The 21,051-nt window shown below is 71.3% G+C and carries 17 protein-coding genes, 2 tRNA genes and 1 pseudogene; 8 read left to right on the forward strand and 12 right to left on the reverse strand.

What is annotated here, in order from left to right:
* The first annotated feature begins 21 nt into the window (after positions 1-21).
* The 4 genes and pseudogenes from I4I81_RS24080 to I4I81_RS24095 form a co-directional block, all read left to right on the forward strand.
* Positions 22-951, forward strand: a complete 930-nt coding sequence (locus I4I81_RS24080) for an alpha/beta hydrolase (protein WP_218616355.1) — start codon at positions 22-24, stop codon at positions 949-951.
* A 43-nt stretch (positions 952-994) separates the two neighbouring features.
* On the forward strand, positions 995-2,617 hold the full coding sequence (locus I4I81_RS24085; protein WP_218616356.1) for a flavin-containing monooxygenase: 1,623 nt from the start codon (positions 995-997) through the stop codon (positions 2,615-2,617).
* Between the two features lie 128 nt (positions 2,618-2,745).
* Positions 2,746-4,554, forward strand: coding sequence for a sigma-54-dependent Fis family transcriptional regulator (locus I4I81_RS24090; protein WP_218601232.1), 1,809 nt, complete (start codon positions 2,746-2,748; stop codon positions 4,552-4,554).
* A gap of 55 nt (positions 4,555-4,609) precedes the next feature.
* Positions 4,610-5,123 (forward strand): annotated as a pseudogene (locus I4I81_RS24095) (thiolase family protein); the annotation flags it as partial.
* Positions 5,124-5,183: 60 nt separating this feature from the next.
* Here I4I81_RS24095 and I4I81_RS24100 read toward each other — a convergent pair.
* A complete protein-coding gene (locus I4I81_RS24100) occupies positions 5,184-6,086 on the reverse strand; it encodes a LysR family transcriptional regulator (protein ID WP_218601231.1) in 903 nt (300 codons plus the stop codon).
* An 88-nt stretch (positions 6,087-6,174) separates the two neighbouring features.
* Between I4I81_RS24100 and I4I81_RS24105 the strand changes: the two genes are divergently transcribed.
* Together I4I81_RS24105 and I4I81_RS24110 are read left to right on the forward strand one after the other, a co-directional pair.
* A complete protein-coding gene (locus tag I4I81_RS24105) occupies positions 6,175-7,359 on the forward strand; it encodes an acyl-CoA dehydrogenase family protein (RefSeq protein WP_218601230.1) in 1,185 nt (394 codons plus the stop codon).
* Positions 7,356-7,487: a CoA transferase gene (locus I4I81_RS24110; protein ID WP_218601229.1), complete on the forward strand. Its 132-nt coding sequence runs from the start codon at positions 7,356-7,358 to the stop codon at positions 7,485-7,487. Before I4I81_RS24105 ends, I4I81_RS24110 begins: the two co-directional genes overlap by 4 nt.
* A gap of 381 nt (positions 7,488-7,868) precedes the next feature.
* On the opposite strand, the gene I4I81_RS24115 is transcribed toward I4I81_RS24110, so the two are convergent.
* The 10 genes from I4I81_RS24115 to dnaN all read right to left on the reverse strand — a co-directional run bounded on the left by I4I81_RS24115 (position 7,869) and on the right by dnaN (position 18,063).
* Positions 7,869-7,944, reverse strand: a tRNA-Ala gene (locus I4I81_RS24115).
* A gap of 27 nt (positions 7,945-7,971) precedes the next feature.
* Complete coding sequence (locus tag I4I81_RS24120; protein ID WP_218601228.1) at positions 7,972-8,085, reverse strand: DLW-39 family protein; 114 nt, start codon at positions 8,083-8,085, stop codon at positions 7,972-7,974.
* Positions 8,086-8,123: 38 nt separating this feature from the next.
* Positions 8,124-8,197 (reverse strand) — tRNA-Ile (locus tag I4I81_RS24125).
* A gap of 52 nt (positions 8,198-8,249) precedes the next feature.
* Complete coding sequence (locus I4I81_RS31670) at positions 8,250-9,266, reverse strand: DUF3566 domain-containing protein (protein WP_372453522.1); 1,017 nt, start codon at positions 9,264-9,266, stop codon at positions 8,250-8,252.
* 39 nt (positions 9,267-9,305) lie between these two features.
* Positions 9,306-11,801 carry a DNA gyrase subunit A gene (gene gyrA / locus I4I81_RS24135; RefSeq protein ID WP_225926101.1) on the reverse strand — a complete coding sequence of 832 codons (2,496 nt, stop codon included), beginning with the start codon at positions 11,799-11,801 and terminating at the stop codon, positions 9,306-9,308.
* A 38-nt stretch (positions 11,802-11,839) separates the two neighbouring features.
* Positions 11,840-13,822 carry a DNA topoisomerase (ATP-hydrolyzing) subunit B gene (gene gyrB / locus I4I81_RS24140; protein WP_218601226.1) on the reverse strand — a complete coding sequence of 661 codons (1,983 nt, stop codon included), beginning with the start codon at positions 13,820-13,822 and terminating at the stop codon, positions 11,840-11,842.
* A 259-nt stretch (positions 13,823-14,081) separates the two neighbouring features.
* A complete protein-coding gene (locus I4I81_RS24145) occupies positions 14,082-14,666 on the reverse strand; it encodes a DciA family protein (protein ID WP_218601225.1) in 585 nt (194 codons plus the stop codon).
* A 90-nt stretch (positions 14,667-14,756) separates the two neighbouring features.
* Positions 14,757-15,887 carry a DNA replication/repair protein RecF gene (gene recF, locus I4I81_RS24150; protein WP_218601224.1) on the reverse strand — a complete coding sequence of 377 codons (1,131 nt, stop codon included), beginning with the start codon at positions 15,885-15,887 and terminating at the stop codon, positions 14,757-14,759.
* An 11-nt stretch (positions 15,888-15,898) separates the two neighbouring features.
* Entirely contained in the window at positions 15,899-16,894 is a 996-nt protein-coding gene (gene gnd, locus I4I81_RS24155) for a phosphogluconate dehydrogenase (NAD(+)-dependent, decarboxylating) (protein ID WP_225926104.1), read from the reverse strand.
* Complete coding sequence (dnaN, locus tag I4I81_RS24160; RefSeq protein ID WP_218601222.1) at positions 16,891-18,063, reverse strand: DNA polymerase III subunit beta; 1,173 nt, start codon at positions 18,061-18,063, stop codon at positions 16,891-16,893. Before dnaN ends, gnd begins: the two co-directional genes overlap by 4 nt.
* Positions 18,064-18,604: 541 nt before the next feature.
* On the opposite strand from dnaN, the gene I4I81_RS31265 reads away from it, so the two are divergent.
* A complete protein-coding gene (locus tag I4I81_RS31265; protein ID WP_267461532.1) occupies positions 18,605-18,733 on the forward strand; it encodes a hypothetical protein in 129 nt (42 codons plus the stop codon).
* Between the two features lie 80 nt (positions 18,734-18,813).
* On the opposite strand, the gene dnaA is transcribed toward I4I81_RS31265, so the two are convergent.
* Positions 18,814-20,487 carry a chromosomal replication initiator protein DnaA gene (gene dnaA / locus I4I81_RS24165; RefSeq protein ID WP_218601221.1) on the reverse strand — a complete coding sequence of 558 codons (1,674 nt, stop codon included), beginning with the start codon at positions 20,485-20,487 and terminating at the stop codon, positions 18,814-18,816.
* 418 nt (positions 20,488-20,905) lie between these two features.
* Here dnaA and rpmH point away from each other — a divergent pair, with 418 nt between their 5' ends.
* Entirely contained in the window at positions 20,906-21,049 is a 144-nt protein-coding gene (gene rpmH / locus I4I81_RS24170; protein ID WP_141282425.1) for a 50S ribosomal protein L34, read from the forward strand.
* The last annotated feature ends 2 nt before the right edge of the window (positions 21,050-21,051 follow it).

The raw sequence follows: 21,051 nt of genomic DNA on the forward strand, positions 1-21,051 counted from the left end.
CCGGAGGTCAAGGAGGACCACATGACAGCGGCTCCGTCGGTTCGGCCGACGTCCACCTCGCCCGAGTCCGACGCACTGCGCGCGCTCTACGCGGACTGGTCGAACATCATCGCCACTACGCCCGACCTGACCATGCGGCTGTTCCGCAGCATCTTCGACGAGTGGCACCAGCCCACCCGCGAGCCCGAGGACGTGACCTACCGGGAGGAGGTCGTCGGCGGGGTGCCCGGGATCTGGGCGCTGCCCGCGGGTGCGGACACCTCTCAGGTGCTGCTCTACACCCATGGCGGGGGCTTCGCGGTCGGCTCGGCGTCGAGCCACCGCAAGCTCGCGGCGCACGTGGCTAAGGCACTCGGCGTCACGACGTTCGTTCTGGACTACCGCCGCGCCCCCGAGCACCCGCACCCCGCGCAGGTGGAGGACGGCGTCGCGGCGTTCACCGCGCTGACCGAGCGCGGCATCGCACCGGCCGACATCACCACGATCGGCGACTCGGCGGGTGGCAACCTGGCCGTCGCCATCGCCTTGGCGCTGCGCGAGCAGGGCAGGCCGCTGCCCGGCCGGGTGATCGCGTTCTCCCCGTGGCTGGACATGGAGAACAAGGGCGAGACCCTGGTGACCAACGACGCCACCGACGCCCTGATCTCCGTACCGCTGCTCGAAGGCATGATCGCCGGCGTGCTCGCCGGCGGCGCCGTGCCCGCGACGACGCCGCTGGCCAACCCGCTGCACGCCGACTTCACCGGCTTCCCGCGGCTCTACGTCAACGCCGGCGGGGCGGAGTCCCTGCTGGACAACGCCACCCGCCTCGCCGATCGGGCGCGGGCCGCCGGGGTCGACGTCACGCTGAACGTCGTCGACGGCATGCAGCACGTCTTCCCGTTCCTGGCCGGGAACGCCCCCGAGGCCGACGCCGAGATCGCCGAGATCGCCGCGTGGTACCGCGCCTGAGCGCGACCCCGCCCTCACTCCACCCGACCCACAGGAGCACCTCATGAGCACCACCACCACCCCGGACGTCGACGCCGTCGTCATCGGCGCCGGGTTCGGCGGCATCTACATGCTGCACAAGCTGCGCAACGAGCTCGGTCTGACCGTGCAGGCCTTCGAGAAGGGCGGCGGCGTCGGCGGCACCTGGTTCTTCAACCGTTACCCCGGCGCCAAGTCCGACACCGAGGGCTTCGTCTACCGCTACTCCTTCGACAAGGACCTGCTGCAGGAGTGGGACTGGTCCACCCGCTACCTGGAGCAGTCCGCCATCGAGGAGTACCTCAACCACGTCGTGGACCGCTTCGACCTCCGCCGCGACATCCAGCTGAACACCGAGGTCACCGGGGCCGTCTTCGACGAGGACACCGACCACTGGACGGTGACCACCGCCGACGGCGCCAGCGTCACCAGCCGCTACGTCGTGAACGCGCTCGGTCTGCTGGCCAAGACCAATATCCCGGCGATCCCGGGCATCGACACCTTCGCCGGGCAGGCGGTGCACACCAACGCCTGGCCCGCGGACCTGGACATCACCGGCAAGCGTGTCGGCGTCATCGGCACCGGCTCGACCGGCACCCAGTTCATCGTCGCCGCGGGAAAGACCGCGGCGCACCTGACGGTGTTCCAGCGGTCACCTCAGTACTGCGTGCCGTCCGGGAACGGTCCGGTCGACCAGGCCGAGGTCGAGAGGACGAAGAAGAACTTCGACGCGATCTGGGACCAGGTCCGCAACTCGGTGGTCGCCTTCGGGTTCCAGGAGAGCGGCGTCGAGGCGATGAGCGTGTCCGAGGAAGAGCGGCAGCGCGTGTTCCAGGAGAACTGGGACAAGGGCAACGGCTTCCGGTTCATGTTCGGTACGTTCGCCGACATCGCCGTCAACCCGGAGGCGAACGCGGCCGCCGCGGCGTTCATCCGCTCGAAGATCTCCGAGATCGTGCAGGACCCGGAGACCGCCCGCGCTCTCACCCCGACCGGCCTCTACGCCAAGCGCCCGCTGTGCAACGAGGGCTACTACGAGACCTTCAACCGCGAGAACGTGTCGCTGATCTCGATCGCGGACAACCCGATCACCGAGATCACCCCGGCCGGGGTGCGCACCGCCGACGGGGTCGTTCACGAGCTCGACGTGCTGGTCTTCGCCACCGGGTTCGACGCCGTCGACGGCAACTACCGGGCGATGGACCTGCGCGGCCGCGGCGGCCGCCACATCGACGAGCACTGGACCGACGGCCCGACCAGCTACCTGGGCCTGGCGAAGTCCGGGTTCCCGAACATGTTCATGATCCTCGGCCCGAACGGGCCGTTCACCAACCTGCCGCCGAGCATCGAGGCCCAGGTCGAGTGGATCGGAGACCTGATCGGCGACGCGGAACGCAACGGCATCCGGACCGTCGAGCCGACCCAGGCCGCGGAGGACGGCTGGACCGCCACCTGCAACGAGATCGCGAACTTCACGCTGTTCCCGAAGGTCGAGTCCTGGATCTTCGGCCAGAACATCCCGGGTAAGAAGAGCTCGGTCATGTTCTACATGGCCGGGATCGGCGCCTACCGGCAGAAGCTCGGTGAGGTCGCCGAGAACGGCTACGAGGGCTTCGAGCAGAAGGCCAAGGAGACCGCAGCCGTCTGACGGCCGGCGGTCCGCCTGAACGGGCTGGTGATGCCGACCGTGTGGTCTGCGTCACCAGCCCGGCTATCATCGGAGTTCGGGACCCCTCGGGTGCCCCGATCGCGCCGACTCGACGACGAGGAGCGGCAGTGGCCAGCGAACCGACACCGATCCCGGACACCGCGGATCCCGGACCGGCCCGACGGGTGCGGTCCGACCAGGCACGCACCCGGCAGGCCCTCGAGCGGCTCCTCGATCAGGGACTCCTCGCGACGCCGGTCGCCCAGTCCGGTGTCCGCGACGTCATCGAGCGCAGCTGGCGGCGCTGCGTCGGCGCCGAGGTGCCGATCGGCCGCCACGACATCCCCTACGTCGCCGACGTGCACGACATCGCTCCCCGGCTGCACGCCGCGGCGGCACCGGTGCTGGACCGCCTCGGCGACGACCTCGGTGACGCCCGCGTGGCGATGTTCCTCAGCGACGACCAGGGGCGCATCATCATGCGCCGCGCCGGGGAGTCTCAACAGCTCCGCACCCTCGACGACTCCTGCGCCGCCGAGGGCTTCGACTTCTCCGAGACCTCGATCGGCACCAACGGCCTGGGCACGGTCGCCCGCGAGCGCCGCCCGCTACTGGTCCACGGCTCCGAGCACTACAACGAACTCCTCGGACCACTGACCTGTGCCGGCACCCCGATCTTCGAGCCGTTCACGCAGCAGTTGCTGGGCACCTTCGCGCTGGCCTGTCGGACCGACCAGGCCAGCCCGCTGATGACGGCGATGGCCACCGACGTCGGCCGGCAGATCGAGGGCAACCTCACCGCGATGCTCGGCGCACACGAACGCATGCTGATCCAGGCCTTCCTGCTTGCGACACGCTCCGAACGGCAGCCGGTCATCGTCGTCACCGAGAACACGGCTTTCGGCAACACCGCCGGACTCGTCCACGTCACACCCGAGACGCACGCCCTGCTCTGGTGCGACCTCGTCGAGTCCGGGCTGCGCGCGGGCCGGCACCGGCGCGTGGTGCAGCTGGCGAGCGGTCGGGCTGACGCCCTCGTCGAGCGGGTCGAGGGTGTCGGCCCGACCGGGCCGGCCTTCTGCGTACGGCTGCTCGACTCACCGCGCAATCCCGAACGCGACCGGACGCCGCCCTCTCGACGGGCACGACGAAGCGGCACGGCACCGGCCCTACTGCACCCCCTCGCCGACATCTCCGAGCAGCTGCGCACTGCCGTCGGGTTCGGTGAGGTGCTAGCCGTCGACGGTCCCGCGGGCAGCGGGAAGCTCACCGCGGCCACCGCGGCACTGGCCGAGAGGACCGGCTCGCCACCGCTCCTCATCGACCTCGCCCGGGCCGAGTGCCCGAAGTCCCTCGCGGAGACCGGCGCCATCGCCGTCGTGCTCCACCATGTGCACGACGCTTCTGGCGAGCACCTGCGCCGCGTCAGGACCGCCATCGAGGACGCGAGCGTGCCGGTCGCGCTCACCGTCGACCTGGACACCGCCCACGACGGCGTTGCGGCCGTGGTCGCGGCACTGTGCACGACGGTCCGGTTGCCGTCGCTACCGGCGATGTCCGCCGAGGTGCCCCGCCTGGTCACCCGGATCGTGGCGGGCCTACCACCCGGCCAGCGGGACACCCGGTTCACCTCGGACGCGCTGCAAGCCCTCATACGCTGGTCGTGGCCCGGCAACCTGGCCGAGCTCCGGCGGACCGTCGAACAGCTGGCGCGTCGGCGGCCCGGCCGCAGCATCGGCACGGCCGATCTGCCGCCGAGAATGCAGCAGGCTGCACTGCGCGGACGGGGCATGATCGAGACCGCGGAACGCGACGCGATCATCACCGCGCTGCACCGAGCAGGCGGCAACCGGACGAAGGCGGCCGCCGCACTCGGCATCGGCCGGACCACGCTGTACCGCAAGCTGCAGGAGTACCGGATCCCTTCCGGCAGCTGACCTCGCCGGGGGTGGGCCCGGTCCCCCGCGCCCACCCCTCCCGCCGATCCCTACCGGTTCACCGGGCGACCCCGTCGTCGAGGCCGACGAACACATCCGACCGGACTCGACCGCGCAGAAGCTGTCCACGCTGCGCCCGATCCTCGGCCGCGACGACGAGGCGTCCACCCTCACCGCGGGCAACGCGTCGGGGCAGAACGACGGCCTGCGCCCGCTGGTCCAGCTGGTCCTGGGAACTGGCCGGGGTGGCGCCTCGGACGATGGGGATCGGCCCGGTACCGGCAACGGCGAAGGCCCTGTCGGTGGCCGGGCTGACGCGGGCTGACAGCGACCTGATCGAGCTCAACGAAGCGTTCGCGGCGCAGGTCCTGGCGTGTGCCGGCGAGTGGGAGTTCACCGACGCCGACTTCGACCGGGCCAACGTCAACGGCTCGGGAATCTCGCCGGGCCACCCGGTCGGTGCGACCGGCGGCCGGATCCTGGCCACGCTGTCCCGCGAGATGGTCCGCCGGGATGCCCGCTACGGCCTGGAGACGATGTGCATCGGCGGCGGTCAGGGCCTCGCCGCCCGTCTTCGACAGGGTCTGAGATGCACTACCGATAGCCAGCCGATTCCTTCGCACATCCGATCAGTCGGCCCCATCGCCGGGGAATACGTCCCACGAGGTCTGCAGGACCCGGTGCAGGACCGGTGAGTCGTCGTCGCGGCGCCATGTGAGGAACACGTCGATCGCGGGCAACCGGTCGGCGATCTGGCGGACGCGGACGCCCTCGAGCGGGAGGTGTTCGATCGCGCTCGCGGTCGTGAAGTGCAGGCCGACCCCGGCCGAGACCAGCGCCGTGGCCGTCCACGAGTCGGGTGCGGACTGTGCGAAGCGGGGAGCGAAACCCGCAGCGTGGCACCGCTCGACGAACATCGCGCGGACGGCCGAGCCGAACGACTCGGGGAAGGCGACGACCGGCTCGTCCCGGAAGTCGGCGATCCGCACCTCGTCGGCGACGGCGAGCCGGTGCCCCACGGGGACGGCGACGACGCACCGGTCGCGCGCCACGCTCCGGCCGGCGACCCCGACGGGCGGCTGCGCGAACCGGGCCAGCGCCAGATCGGACTCGTTGCCGAGCAGCTCTGCGACGGCCGCGGTGCCGTAGCGACCGGGCAGGAACTCGAGGTCGACCAGCGGATGCTGCTCGCGCACCGCGCGGGCCAGCTGACCGACCACGACGTGGGCCGACGGTCCCGCGAACGAGATCCGGACCCGGCCGCTGCGGCCGTCCCGGGCGGCCACGACCGCCGCGCGCGCCTCCCCGGTCCGGGCCAGCAGCGCGTGCGCGTGCGGCAGCAGCGCGGTTCCGGCCGGCGTCAGCTCGACCGTGCGGGTGGTGCGCCGGAAGACCTCCGCGCCGAGCTCGGCCTCCAGCGCGCGCACACTGCGGCTGACGTGGGGCTGCGCCAGGTACAGCCGGTCGGCCGCACGCCCGAAGTGCAGCTCCTCGGCGATGGCGACGAAGACACGCAGCTTCTGCTCGTCCATCTCCCACCCCTCATTGATGCGTCGAACGCAACAGTAGGCGGTGTACTGGTCTTGGACGGGTGACGGGTCTGCAGGGCACCGTGGACGCATGAGCCAGCCAGCGACGTCGACCTCAGAGGTGTCCGCGGAGGACTTCCACTTCATCCACGAGCAGGTCCGTGACTTCGTCCGGACCGCCGTGGTCCCACGGGAGAACGAGATCATGCGGACCGACCGGATCCCCGACGACCTGCGTGCGGCCGCAGCCGACATAGGACTGTTCGGCTACGCGATCCCGTCCGAGTGGGGTGGCATCGGCCTCGACCTGACCCAGGACGTCGAGCTCGCGATGGAGTTCGGCTACACCTCGCTGTCGCTGCGGTCGATGTTCGGCACCAACAACGGCATCGCCGGTCAGGTGCTGGTCGGCTTCGGCACCGACGGGCAGAAGAACGAGTGGCTCGCCCGGATCGCCACCGGCGAGGTCGTCGCATCGTTCGCCCTCACCGAGCCCGGCGCCGGATCGAACCCCGCCGGGCTGCGCACCCGCGCCCGGCGCGACGGCGACGGGTGGGTGATCGACGGCCAGAAGCAGTACATCACCAACGCCTCCTCGGCGGGCCTGTTCGTCGTCTTCGCCCGCTACGCCGACGCGGTGCCCGGCGCCCCTGGGATCGCGGTGTTCCTCGTCCCCGCGGACACACCCGGCGTCACCGTCGGCCCGAAGGACGCCAAGATGGGCCAGGAGGGATCGACCACCTCCGACGTCGCGTTCACCGGCGTCCGGGTCCCCGCCGACGCCCTCGTCGGTGGCGACGAGGCCGCGGGCTACAAGGCCGCGATGACCTCGCTGGCCCGCGGGCGGGTGCACATCGCCGCGCTCGCCGTCGGCACCGCACAGCGCGCACTCGACGAGTCCGTCGCCTACGCCGCGCAGAACACCCAGGGCGGGCAGCGCATCGGCGACTTCCAGCTGGTCCAGGCCATGCTCGCCGACATGGCGACCGGCGTCCTCGCCGGGCGGGCCATGGTCCGCGAGACCGCCCGCGCCTACGTCAGCGGCGAGGACCGGCGGATCGCCCCGTCGGCGGTGAAGCTGTTCTGCACCGAGATGGTCGGGAAGGTCGCCGACCTCGCCGTCCAGGTCCACGGCGGCGCCGGCTACATGAAGGAGATCCCGGTCGAGCGGATCTACCGCGACGTCCGGCTGCTGCGCCTCTACGAGGGCACCAGCGAGATCCAGCGCCTCATCATCGGCGGCGGCCTGGTCCGGCAGGCACTGGCCCGGTCGTGACCACGGCACCGGAGCTCCCCCTGGCCGGCATCACCGTCGTCGCGCTCGGGCAGGCCGCCGCCGGGCCGATCGCCACCCGGCACCTCGTGGACACCTTGCCGATCGGCTCGTCGCCGAAGGCCGGGTAGATGTGCACGCGGGCGTACAGCTCGTAGCTGGCGCGCGTGGTCTCCTCGATCTCGTGCGTCCGTAGCCACGCCTCCATCGCGACCCGGAAGGACGCGTTGGTCGTGGCGTGGCGTTGCTCGTCGATACGCGCGCTGAGGCGGCGGAGGATCCGGCGGGCCTCGGCCTCGTCGGTCGTGGACTCCGCAGACTCGGCGGCTCGCCCGTCAGCGGGTCCTGGCCGGCGTAGTCGATCACTTGGAAGACTTCCCGCGGCGGCGGATCATGCCGCGCGGGCGCCCCTGAGCAGGCTCTCTGGCCACGTCCCGATCGTTCTCGATGCCATCGCCGATGCCATTGATCGACTCCGGCGTGCGGATCGAGGCTGTTCTAGCTGGTCAAGCTGGTGGAGACGAGGGGAATCGAACCCCTAACCCCTGCCTTGCAAAGGCAGTGCTCTGCCAATTGAGCTACGTCCCCGTGATGCTGTGGAGAGACGATACCCGCTCAGCGGGTGGTGGCCTCGTGCCACAGGTCGGCCTCCGGGCGCGAGCCGCGGATCTTCGAGAAGACGAGCGCGCCGGCGGCGAGTGCGGCGACGACGGTGAGGAGCTTCTTCATCGAAGATCACGTCCTGTGTGCCGGAGGAGTGTGAGGAGTGGGCCTAGGTGGATTTGAACCACCGACCTCGTCGTTATCAGCGACGCGCTCTAACCAACTGAGCTATAGGCCCCTGCGGCGGAGACGAGGTTACCCCAGAGCCTCCACCGCCTTCACCGGTGGGGTCAGTCGCGCTCGGAGAGCGTGACCTCGACGCCGCCGACCAGGTCGGCGGACACGTTGTAGACGAACGCCGCGATCGTGACGGCGACGGCGAAGAGCAGGCTGTTGATCGCCCCGACGACGGCCGCGAACCCGAACACCCGGCCTGCGCTGATCAGCGGGGCACCGGTCTGGGCCTGGCCGGAGACGAGGTCGGCGTAGGTGCCGTTGAGGCGGTCCCAGACGCCGATGCCGTCGAGGACGCCGTACAGGACGCCCACTGCGACCAACCAGACGAAGAACAGCACGACGGCCAGCACGAGGGCCAGTTTGAGCGCCGACCACGGGTCGAGGCGGCGCAGCTGCAGCGCCGCCTGCCGCGGTGCACGGCTGCGGGCTGCGCGGACCGGTGACCTGGTGCCGTCCTCCCCGCGGGCCGGCTCGGGCTCCGGGGCGCGCAGGAAAGCCGTGGGGCCCTCGTCGAGCAGGCCCCCGGCCGGAGCCGCCTCGCGGGTGGCCTCGCGCGGGTCGGGGCCGCCCTGTCCGGGGATGCGGTGCCACGGGGGCGGGGTGGCGGCGTCGGGCCCCGGTCCGGGCACCGGGCCCGGAGCGGGAACCGGGCCGCCGCCCGACGGCCGGAACACCTGCTGCGTCGGGGCGTCGGCGGCGGCCGTGACCGGTGCACTGCCGTTACCGTTCCCGTTGCTGCCGGCCGCGTCGGGCACGCGCATCTGCGTGGTCGGCGCATCCGGCGGCGCGACGGGCCCGTCGGCGACAGGCCCGTCGACGACGGGCACGTCGACGACCGTCTCGTCCTCGACGACCGGGACGGCGCCCTTGGTCAGCGGGACGGCGCCCGCGTCGGCCGGACGAGCACCCGGATCCGCGTCGACCGGACCACCCGCGGGCACGGGAGCGCCGCCGGTGTCGTCCGGCGCGGTCGACTCGTCGGTGACCACCGTGGACCCGGTGTCCGGGTCGCGGTGGTCCGTGTCGTCGCGGTCCGGCTGCTCGTCCGGGGTGCTCGTCTTGTCGTTCACGAGGTGGAGATCTCCTCGGTACTGGGGGGCGGTGCGGGGTCAGGCCCCGCCGGTGACCTCGGGGGCGTCCGCGTCGTCCTCGGCGTTGCGCGCGACAGCCAGCAGCGTGGCGGTCTCGCCGAGGTTCATCAGACGGACTCCCTTGGTCTGCCGGCCCGCCTTGCGCACTTCCCGGGCCGACGTCCGGATCACCCCACCGGTGGAGGTGATCGCGTACAGCTCGTCGTCGATCCCGACGATGAGCGCACCCACCAGCGTGCCACGACGCCGGTCGTACTGGAGCGTCAGCACGCCCTTCCCGCCGCGACCCTGCACCGGGTAGTCCTCGATCGGCGTCCGCTTCGCGTATCCACCCGTGGTGGCGACCAGGACGAAACGGTCGTCCTGCACCACACCGAGCGAGAGCAGCCGGTCGCCCACGTTGAACCGCATCCCCAGCACGCCCGACGTGGCGCGGCCCATCGGGCGCAGCACCTCGTCACTCGCGGTGAACCGGATGGACTGGCCCTCCGCCGAGACCAGCAGCAGGTCGTCGTCGGCGGAGCAGAGGACCGCCCCGACCAGCTCGTCGTCCTCACGGAGGTTGACCCCGATCAGGCCGCCGGTGCGGGGCGAGTCGAAGTCGGTGAGCTTGGACTTCTTCACCAGACCCGTGCGCGTGGCGAGCACCAGGTACGGCGACACCTCGTAGTTCTTGATCTGCATGACCTGGGCGATGTGCTCGTCGGGCTGGAACGCGAGCAGGTTGGCCACGTGCTGGCCGCGCGCGCTGCGGTTGGCCTCGGGCAGCTCGTAGCCCTTGAGCCGGTAGACCCGGCCCTTGTTGGTGAAGAACAGCATCCAGTCGTGCGTGGAGCAGACGAAGAAGTGGGCGACGATGTCGTCCTGCTTCAGCGCCGCGCCCTGCACGCCCTTGCCGCCGCGCTTCTGCGCCCGGTACAGGTCGGTCTTGGTGCGCTTCGCGTAGCCGGTCTGCGTGATCGTGACGACGATGTCCTCGACGGCGATGAGGTCCTCGTTGGTGACGTCGCCGTCGTCGGCGATGATCTGGGTGCGCCGCTCGTCACCGTGCTTCTCGACGATCTCGGTGAGTTCGTCGCGCACGATCTGCCGCTGGCGCTCCGGGCGGTCGAGGATGTCCTGCAGGTCGGCGATGGTGCGCTCGATCTCGGCCAGCTCGTCGATGATCTTCTGACGCTCCAGCGCGGCGAGGCGCCGCAGCTGCATGTCGAGGATGGCCTGGGCCTGGATGTCGTCGACGTCGAGCAGCTCGATCAGGCCTGCCCGCGCGACCTCGACCGTGGCCGAGGCCCGGATCAGGGCGATGACCTCGTCGAGGGCGTCGAGCGCCTTGACGTAGCCGCGCAGGATGTGGGCCCGCTCCTCGGCCTTGCGCAGCCGGTAGCGGGTGCGCCGGACGATGACCTCGATCTGGTGGCGGATGTAGTGCCGCACCATCTGGTCCAGGCGCAGGGTGCGCGGCACGCCGTCGACGATCGAGAGCATGTTGACGCCGAACCCGTACTGCAGCTGGGTGTGCTTGTAGAGGTTGTTCAGCACGACCTTCGCGACGGCGTCGCGCTTGAGCGTGATGACGATCCGCATGCCGATGCGGTCGGAGCTCTCGTCGTTGATCTCGGCGATGCCGGCGAGCTTGCCGTCGCGGTGCTGCGTGGCGATCGACTCGATCAGGTTGTCCGGGTTGACCTGGTAGGGCAGCTCGGTGGCGACGAGGATCGTGCGCCCCTTGGCGTCCTCCTCGACCTCGACGACGGCGCGCATCCGCACCGACCCGCGGCCGGTGCGGTAGGCCTGCTCGATGCCGTCGCGGCCGACGATGAGTCCGGAGGTCGGGAAGTCGGGGCCCTTGATCCGCTCCATCAGCGCCGTGAGGGTGTCCTCGTCGGAGGCCTCCCAGTTGTCCAGCGCCCACACCACGCCCGCGCCGACCTCGCGCAGGTTGTGCGGCGGGATGTTGGTGGCCATACCGACGGCGATGCCGGAGCTGCCGTTGATCAGCAGGTTGGGCACGCGCGACGGCAGGACGTCGGGCTCCTGCGCCTTGCCGTCGTAGTTGTCGGAGAAGTCGACGGTGTCTTCTTCGATGTCCTGCAGCATCGCCATCGCCAGCGGCGAGAGGCGGCACTCGGTGTAGCGCATCGCCGCGGCCGGGTCGTTGCCGCGGGAGCCGAAGTTGCCCTGGCCGTCGATCAGCGGGTAGCGCAGCGCCCACGGCTGGGCGAGCCGCACGAGCGCGTCGTAGATGGAGCTGTCGCCGTGCGGGTGGTAGTTGCCCATCACCTCACCGACGACGCGAGCGCACTTCACGTAGCTGCGGTCGGGGCGGAAGTTGTTCTCGCCCATCGAGTACAGGACGCGCCGGTGCACCGGCTTGAGGCCGTCCTCGACCAACGGCAGCGCCCGGCCGACGATGACGCTCATCGCGTAGTCGATGTAGGAGCGCTGCATCTCCTGCTGGATGTCGACCGGCTCGGTGCGGTCGCCTCCGCCCGTCGGGGGCAGCGTGGGATCCAAGGTGTCTGTCACGTGAGTTCCTTCCGCGGTTCTCGGACTCAGACGTCCAAGAAGCGCACGTCCTTGGCGTTACGGGTGATGAACGACCGGCGCGACTCGACGTCCTCGCCCATCAGCACCGAGAACAGCTCGTCGGCGGTGGCGGCGTCGTCGAGGGTGACCCGCAGCAGGACCCGGTGCGCCGGGTCCATCGTGGTCTCCCACAGCTCCTTGGCGTTCATCTCCCCGAGGCCCTTGTAGCGCTGGATCCCCTCGTCGCGGGGGATCTTCTTGCCCGCTTCGCGGCCGGCCTCGAGCAGGCCCTGCAGCTCGCGGTCGGAGTAGGCGAACTCCGGCTCCGCCCCGCGGCCGCCCCACTTGATCTTGTAGAGCGGGGGCTGGGCGAGGAAGACGTGGCCGTGCTCGACGAGCGGGCGCATGAACCGGAACAGCAGCGTGAGCAGCAGCGTGCGGATGTGCTGACCGTCGACGTCGGCGTCGGCCATCAGCACGACCTTGTGGTAGCGCAGCTTGCTGACGTCGAACTCGTCGTGGATGCCGGTGCCCAGCGCGGTGATGATCGCCTGGACCTCGGTGTTCTTGAGGACGCGGTCGATCCGGGCCTTCTCGACGTTGATGATCTTCCCGCGGATCGGCAGGATCGCCTGGAACATCGAGTCGCGGCCGGACTTGGCCGAGCCGCCCGCGGAGTCGCCCTCCACGATGTAGACCTCGGACTTGACCGGGTCGGTGGAGCGGCAGTCGGCCAGCTTGCCCGGCAGCCCACCGATGTCGGTGGCGCTCTTGCGGCGCACCAGCTCACGCGCCTTGCGGGCGGCCGCCCGGGCCTGCGCCGACTGCACCGACTTGTTGACGATGATCTTCGCCTCGGCCGGGTTGCGCTCGAACCAGTCCGAGAGCCACTCGTTGCTGACCCGCTGCACGAACGACTTGACCTCGGTGTTGCCCAGCTTGGTCTTGGTCTGCCCCTCGAACTGGGGCTCCTTGACCTTCACCGAGACGATCGCGGCGAGCCCCTCACGGATGTCGTCGCCGGAGAGCGCCGGGTCCTTGTCCTTGAGCAGCTTCTGCGCGCGCGCGTAGCGGTTGACCGTGCTGGTCAGCGCGGAGCGGAAGCCCTCCTCGTGGGTGCCGCCCTCGTGCGTGTTGATCGTGTTGGCGAACGTGTAGACCGACTCGGTGTAGCCGGAGTTCCACTGCATCGCCACCTCGAGCGCGTGCCCCTCGGCCTCACCGGAGAACGACACGAGCTTCTTGTGGATCGGGTCCTTCGACTTGTTCAGGTGCGCGACGAAGTCCTCGAGCCCGTTGGGGTAGCAGTAGACGTTCTCCACAGTCTTCGCCACGTAGCCCTCGGCGTCGGGCTCCTCGGCCCCCTCGGGCGCAGTGCCGTTGCGCTCGTCGCGGAGCACCATCGTGAGGCCCTTGTTGAGGAACGCCATCTCCTGCAGCCGGCGACGGATCGTCTCCAGGTTGTAGGTGGTGGTCTCGAAGATGTCCGGGTCGGCCCAGTAGGTGATCGACGAGCCGGAACGCGTCGTCTCCTCGCCCTTGCGCAGCGGGCCGGGGATCGAGCGCGCGTAGTGCTGGCGCCACACGAAACCGTCGGTGTGGATCTCCGCGTCGAGCGCGACCGACAGCGCGTTGACGACGGAGACGCCGACGCCGTGCAGACCGCCGGAGACGGCGTAGGAGTCGCTGTCGAACTTGCCGCCGGCGTGCAGCATCGTGAGCACCATCTCGATGGCGGGCTTCTTCTCCACCGGGTGCATGCCGACCGGGATGCCACGGCCGTCGTCGACGACGCGGACGCCGCCGTCGTCCTGCAGCGTGACCTCGACGCGCGTGGCGTGCCCGGCCATCGCCTCGTCGACCGCGTTGTCGACGACCTCCCAGATCAGGTGGTGCAGGCCGCGCTCACCGGTGGACCCGATGTACATGCCGGGTCGTTTCCGGACGGCCTCGAGGCCTTCCAGGACCGTGATCGAGTTGGCGTTGTACGAGCTCTTCTGCTCCGGCACGGGCCGTCTGTCTCCTCGCTGCACCAGCCCGGGCCGCGGGGAGATCGGTCCGGGCGTTCGACCGGGCCCGCCTGGGCACCCGGAAACACTCCTTCCATCCTACCGGGGCGGTCCGACAGAACGGCGGCTAGGACCCGCCCAGATGCCTCACAGAACGCCGAACAGTCGCCGGTTCGGGTCCGGCGGCACGGGCGGGGGGTGAGCGGCGCCTCCGGCGACGTCATGTCGCCCTGAGTGGCCACAGAAGCGTTCGGGCTGATCAGCCGTACGTATCGCGCGGCCCGCGGCCCCGGACGGTGCGCGGGCCGTGTCGCCAGCTCGGACCGCTGGGACCGACCACGCGGATCCGCCGCACGATGTCCTTGCCGACGGCCCCGGCCAGGCGCACGAGCAGCTGGCGCTGCAGCGTCCGCAGCTGCGTGGCCCACGCCGTCGACTCCGCCTGCAGCACGAGCTCGCCGTCGCGCAGCGACACCGGTGTGCAGTGGTCGGCGATGTCGGCGCCGACGAGCTGCGGCCAGCGGCCCAGGACGGTGGCGTCGGTGAGCCGGGGCGACCATCCGCGGTCGAGCGAGACGCGGGAGGCGACGCGGCCGAGCAGCTGGGGGTCGCGGTCGTCGGGGCCGGGGCCCGACCACCGGCGCCGCCGCCCGCTGCGCCCGCTCGACCGCGTGCCGCGACGCTCCGTCGCGCGCTGGGCCGACCTCTCCGCGGAGGCCTCCCGAGCGGCCCGCAGCGCCTCCCGCGCGATGTCCGATCCACGACCGGCGGTCGGTGGGCCGTCATCCCCAGGGGTGGGGACAAACCCCCCCGATCGGGTCGCGGCGGGCGGTTCACCGGACACGCTCGACGGTCGTTCCGGCCGGTCATCACCAGTACGGGCCGAGTTATCCACAGTATCCACAACCTTGTCCACAGCCGGTCGGGTTCACGGTCACGCTCCTGACGAGCCGGTTCGCGTCCCGGCGGTGACTTCCCCGCCGCCCACCGCGAGGCGCGCGCCGTCGAGGCCGTCCGGGACGTCCTCGGCCACCGCGGCGGTGACGAGCACCTGTTCGGCGCGCCGGGCGACGTCGGCGAGCGCCCGGCGGCGCCGCGCGTCGAGCTCGGCGAACACGTCGTCGAGGATGAGGACGGGTTCGACGTCGTCGGCGCAGAGCAGGCGGTAGGACCCCAGGCGCAGGGCGAGCGCGAGCGCCCAGGACTCGCCGTGGCTGGCGTAGCCCTTCGCGGGTCCGGGGCCGAGCAAAAGGTCGAGGTCGTCGCGGTGCGGGCCGACCAGGCACACCCCCCGCTCCACCTCCTGGCGGCGCACGCGGGCCAGCTCGTCGAGCAGGAGGGGTTCCAGATCGGCCGGGGAGGACGGCAGCCCGCCCGGCACGCTGGATCGGTAGCGCAGCGCGATCGGGTCCGACGTGGGCGCGACCTCCGCGAACGCCTCGACGGTGTACGGCGCGATCCCGGCGACCAGGTCGAGGCGCCCCGCCAGCAGTGCCGCGCCGGTGCGCGCGAGGTGGCCGTCCCACACGTCGAGGGTGGAGAGGTCGGCCCGGCCGTTGCGCGCGGTCTTGAGCAGGGCCGAACGCTGCTTGAGAACACGGTCGTAGTCGGAGCGGACCGACGCGTAGCGCGGGTAGCGGATCGTCAGGAGCTCGTCGAGGAACCGGCGGCGCTCCCCCGGGTCGCCCCGCACCAGCGCGAGGTCCTCCGGCGCGAACAGCACGGTGCGCAGGATCCCGAGGACGTCGCGCGGTCGCGCCACCGGCGCCCGGTTCACCCGGGCCCGGTTGGCGCGACCGGCGGTGATCTCCAGCTCGACGTGCAGTTCGCGTCCGAGGTGCACCACCGACCCGCGCACGATCGCCCGGTCGGCGCCGCGCCGGATCAGCGGGGCGTCGGAGGCCACCCGGTGCGAGCCGAGGGTCGCGAGGTAGCCGACGGCCTCGACGAGGTTGGTCTTCCCGACGCCGTTCGGCCCGACCAGCACCGTGACACCCGGTTCGAGGTCGAGCTCGGCCGACTCCCAGGAGCGGAAGTCGGTGACGGCGAGGCGGCGCAGGTGCATCCAGGCTGGGTCTAGCTCTGGGTGGAACCGGTGCCCGAGCTGGGGCCGGCGTGGTCGCCGGGGGCTCCGGCCGGGCCGGCCGCGCGCACGGCGTGCCCGCCGAACTGCTGGCGCAGCGCCGCGACGGCCCGCATCGCGGGCGAGGAGTCCTGCCGCGAGGCGAACCGGGCGAACAGCGCCGCAGAGATGACGGGGAGCGGCACGGCGTGGGTGATGGCCTCCTCGATCGTCCAGCGACCCTCGCCGGAGTCGTCGACGTAGTCGTCGAGCTTGCTCAGCGACGCGTCGTCCTTGAGCGCCAGGACGAGCAGGTCGAGCAGCCAGGAGCGGACGACCGTGCCGCGCGACCAGGCCTGCAGCACCGCGGGCACGTCGGTGACGAGGTCGACGGCGGAGAGCAGCTCGAAGCCCTCCGCGTAGGCCTGCATCAGGCCGTACTCGATGCCGTTGTGGACCATCTTCGAGAAGTGCCCGGCGCCGACCGGACCGGCGTGCGCGAAACCCTCCTCGCGCGGTCCCTCGGGGCGCAGCGCGTCGAAGATCGGCATGGCCAGAGCGACGTGCTCGGGCGTGCCGCCGGCCATCAGGCCGTAGCCGTTGTCCTTGCCCCAGATGCCGCCGGAGACGCCGCAGTCGAGGTAGCCGATCCCCTTCGCGTCGAGCAGCGCGGCGTTGGGGGCGTCGTCGGTGTAGCGGGAGTTGCCGCCGTCGATGACGAGGTCGCCGGGCTCCAGCACGCCGGCCAGCGCCTGGACGGTGCTCCGCGTCGCGTCGCCGGAGGGCACCATCACCCAGACGACGCGCGGGGCCGTCAGCGCCGCGGCGAGGGATACCAGCGAGTCGACGTCGGTGACCTCGGGGCGCGGGTCGTACCCGACGACCTCGTGGCCGGCGGCGCGCAGGCGATCGCGCATGTTGCCGCCCATCTTGCCCAGACCGATGAGTCCGAGTTGCACGGTGTCGCTCTCCTGGTTTCTCGGGGTGACGCCGTGCGGGACCGGACTCAGCCGGGCAGGCGGACGGGCATCAGCAGGTGCAGGTATCCGGGGACGGCGTCGGCGGTGGCGCCCGCACCATCATCGCCGGTGCCGGTGGGCGGCGCGGGAACGGGGCGCACGAGCGCGGGCCGGTTCGGCGTCGTGAACGTCAGCTGGGCGCGGTCGGTGTGCAGCGCGCCGAGGGAGTCGAGCAGGTAGGTCGGGTTGAACGCGATCGTCAACGGGGAGCCGTCGAGCTCGCAGGGGAGCTCCTCCTCCGCGCTGCCGACGTCGTCGCCGCCCGCGGCCAGGCGCAGGCCGTCCTCGCCGAACTCCATGCGGACCTGCGCGACCCGGTCGGTGACCAGCGCGACGCGCTTGATCGCCTCGACCAGCCCCGCCACCTCGACGGTCGCGGCGCTCGTGTGCTCGGCCGGGATCAGCTGGCGGAAGCGTGGGAACTCCGCGTCGAGCAGCCGTGTGGTGGCGCGCCGGCCGGCGCCGGTGATGCCGAGCATCCCGTCGCCTGCGGACAGCGAGATCTCGACGCGTCCCGCACCGGCGAGGGACTTCGCGACGTCGGAGAGCGTCTTGGCCGGGATCAGCACGGCGACGGAACCGGAAGCCAGGTCCTCGCCCGGCTCCCAGTCGAGCTCCCGGACGGCGAGCCGGAAGCGGTCGGTGGCGGCGAGCGTCAGCCGGCTGCCCTCGATCTCGAGCCGGATGCCGGTGAGCATCGGGAGCGTGTCGTCGCGGCCTGCGGCCACGGCCACCTGGGCGACGGCCTCGGCGAGGTCGGTGCCCGCGACGGTTCCGGCGTGCTGGGGCATCGCGGGCAGCTGTGGGTAGTCCTCGACCGGCATCGTCGGGAGGCTGAACCGGCTGTTGCCGCAGTTGATCGTGGCGCGTGACCCGTCGACGACGAGGTCGACCGGCTTCGACGGCAGCGCCCGCGTGATGTCGGCCAGCAGGCGCCCCGACACGAGCACGCGGCCCGGGTCGCCGATCGTGGCGTCCAGCTCGACCCGCGCCGAGGTCTCGTAGTCGAAACCCGAGACCGTGAGCCGGTCGCCGTCCTCGCCACTGCTCGCCTCGACCAGCACCCCACCGAGCACGGGAACGGGCGGCCGCGCCGGGAGGCTGCGCGCCACCCACGCGGCGGCGTCGGCCAGGACGTCGCGTTCGACCCGGAACTTCATGGCGGGGACCTCTCGCGGCAGGGAAGGACTCACCGGTCGGTTGGGGAGCCGGGAGGACCACCACCGTAGAGCCTTCCGGCGGCGGGTGTCATCCCGCCCGATCGGCGCCCGACCGGAGCTCCGTCCACACGCTTGTTCTTCTTGTAGTTCATGAAGAAGAGAGATCCAGCAGTAGTACTCACACCTGTGAGTTGTGTGGATGGAGCGCATCTCCGCAGGTCGCAGGGTGTGGCGTCCTGTGGAGCCCGTCGTGGGTCGGCCGGGGGACGGTTCGGTCGACCGGTGGATGGACGCGGGGCCCACAGGGTTGTCCCCCGGATGAACACCGGTTGTCCACCGATTCACGGGCATCCGTCCACCGGTCTGCGCACGACAATCCACAGAGTTGTCCCCAGATGTGGGTGAAAGTGCGCTCGCACGGGGACGCACGGCGACGGGTTCGTCGCGCTCGGCGTGGCCGTTCGACGGCGGGGAACTCACAGAGTTCCCGCGCGACACACCGGGATCAACGCTGCGTCACCATGCGGGTCACTATCCGTTCGTGACCGACACACCGTCCGGCGCCGAGCGCGACCGTCTCGACGGCGAACGGTCCGTCCCCGGCGGCGAGTCGCCGGCCCGGACCGGGGCGCGTGTCGTCGACGCGGGGACCCGGGACGACCGGAGGTGAGCGGCGCGATACGCGTCGGAAGGTCACCGGGACCGCCGTCCCGCACATCTCGCGACGATCACGACCGCGCGGAGGGACTTTCAGTGACGCGCGCGCTGCTTGATCCGGGCCGTCAGTTCCTGGACCTGTTCGAAGGTCTTGCGGCGCTGAGCGATCTCGTTGCGGATCTTCTTGTCGGCGTGCATGACCGTGGTGTGGTCGCGTCCGCCGAAGGTCTGCCCGATGCGCGGCAGCGACAGGTCGGTGAGCTCGCGGCACAGGTACATGGCGATCTGACGGCTCTGCGCGAGCGCCTTCGTCTTCCCCGGCCCGCACAGCTCGTCCATCGTGACGCCGAAGAACTCCGCCGTGACGCCCATGATCGTGGACGCGGTGATCTCCGAGGCGCCGGAGTCGGGGATGAGGTCGCGCAGCACGATCTCGGCGAGCTGGGTGTCGACGGGCTGGCGGTTCAGCGACGCGAACGCCGTGACCCGGATCAGCGCGCCCTCGAGCTCGCGGATGTTGCGCTCGATGCGCTCGGCGATGAAGGAGAGGACGTCGTCGGGGACCGCGAGCCGGTCCTGCGCGGCCTTCTTCCGCAGGATCGCGATGCGCGTCTCCAGCTCGGGCGGCTGGATGTCGGTGATGAGGCCCCACTCGAACCGCGTGCGCATCCGGTCCTCGAGGGTCTCCAGGCGCTTCGGCGGCCGGTCGGAGGAGACGACGATCTGCTTGTTCGCGTTGTGGAGGGTGTTGAAGGTGTGGAAAAACTCCTCCTGGGTCCCCTCCTTGCCCTCGAGGAACTGGATGTCGTCGACCAGCAGCACGTCGACGTCGCGGTAGCGGCGCTGGAACGCCACCTTGCGGTCGTCGCGCAGGGAGTTGATGAAGTCGTTCGTGAACTCCTCGGTGCTGACGTACCGCACGCGCATGCCGGGGAACAGCCGCTGCGCGTAGTGCCCGACGGCGTGCAGCAGGTGGGTCTTGCCCAGCCCGGAGTCGCCCCAGATGAACAGCGGGTTGTAGGCCCGCGCGGGCTGCTCGGCGACGGCGACGGCCGCGGCGTGGCTGAAGCGGTTGGAGGCACCGATCACGAAGGTGTCGAAGATGTACTTCTCGTTGAGGCGCGACTGGGAGCGCGGCGCCGCGGCCGGCTCGCTCGCGTGCGGCGCCGAGTAGGTGGGCCAGACCTCCGCGCGGCCCTCGCCGATGCGGCCGTCCGGCATGCGCCCGTCGGTGGTGCGGCCGTCGGGCTGCCCCGGCCCACCGCCGCGGGGCGGCGGGTCGACGGCGAGCGGCGGGCCCGGTCGGCGGTCGGGGGAGTCACCGTTGGTGTGCGTGTCGGCGGTGTCGTAGCCCGGCGCGCGGACGGGCAGCGGACCGGTGCCGTCGACGTCGCCCCGGCCCATCGGGTCGCGTTCCGCGGGACGGTGGTCGTGGGACTGCTGCCCCGGCGGATCGGGCACCTCGGTGCCGCCGGACGCCGCGGAGGCGTCGACGACGACGGCGAGGTTGACGGTGACGCCGAGATGACGGCCGAGCGCATCGCTGATCGGCTGGCGCAGGACGCGCTCGATGGCGTTCTTCGCGAACTCGCTCGGCGCGGCCAGCAGAGCGGTGCCGTCGATGAGACCCAGCGGACGGGTCAGGCGGAGGAAGGCGCGCTGCTGTGAGGACAGCGCCTGCAGGGAGTTGGGCCCGCCCGCGGCGCCGGAGAGATCGGCGATGACGCGGTTCCAGACCTGTCCGAGGTCGCCCGGCTGATCAGCCACGCCGACCTCCTTCGCTTCGATCCAGTGGCCACCGCGGGCCGGCCGGGGAACCATCCCCAGACTTGTCCACACCTGTGTGCAGGACCGTACGCGGGCCGGCGGGAAGGAGATCCCGCGGGCCCGTGCTGTCCTGCTGTGGTGCGACCGATCCCCCCGGATCGACACTGTGAGGGGGCAAGGTAACAACACCGACCGCCACCCACAAGCCGCTCCCCCGCGCGACCGGCGGGCCCGGTGGCGGGGTGGTTTGACCCTCATCGAGCGGGCTGCGTACCCTGGTCCCAGGAGTGCCGCAGGTTGGGCACCGCATGTACCAGTACGTCAAGCAGTCACACCGTTCCGAGACAACAGCGGACGGCGGACGCGTCGCCGGAGTCCGCGGCGTCGGTCCCCGCGCCGTCGAGCAGGAGAGCCGACCGTGAGCAAGGGCAAGCGCACCTTCCAGCCGAACAACCGCCGCCGTTCGCGTACGCACGGTTTCCGGCTGCGCATGCGTACCCGGGCCGGCCGCGCGATCCTCGCCGCCCGCCGCGGCAAGGGCCGCGACAAGATCTCGGCCTGATC

Source organism: Pseudonocardia abyssalis, assembly GCF_019263705.2.
Taxonomy (GTDB): domain Bacteria; phylum Actinomycetota; class Actinomycetes; order Mycobacteriales; family Pseudonocardiaceae; genus Pseudonocardia; species Pseudonocardia abyssalis.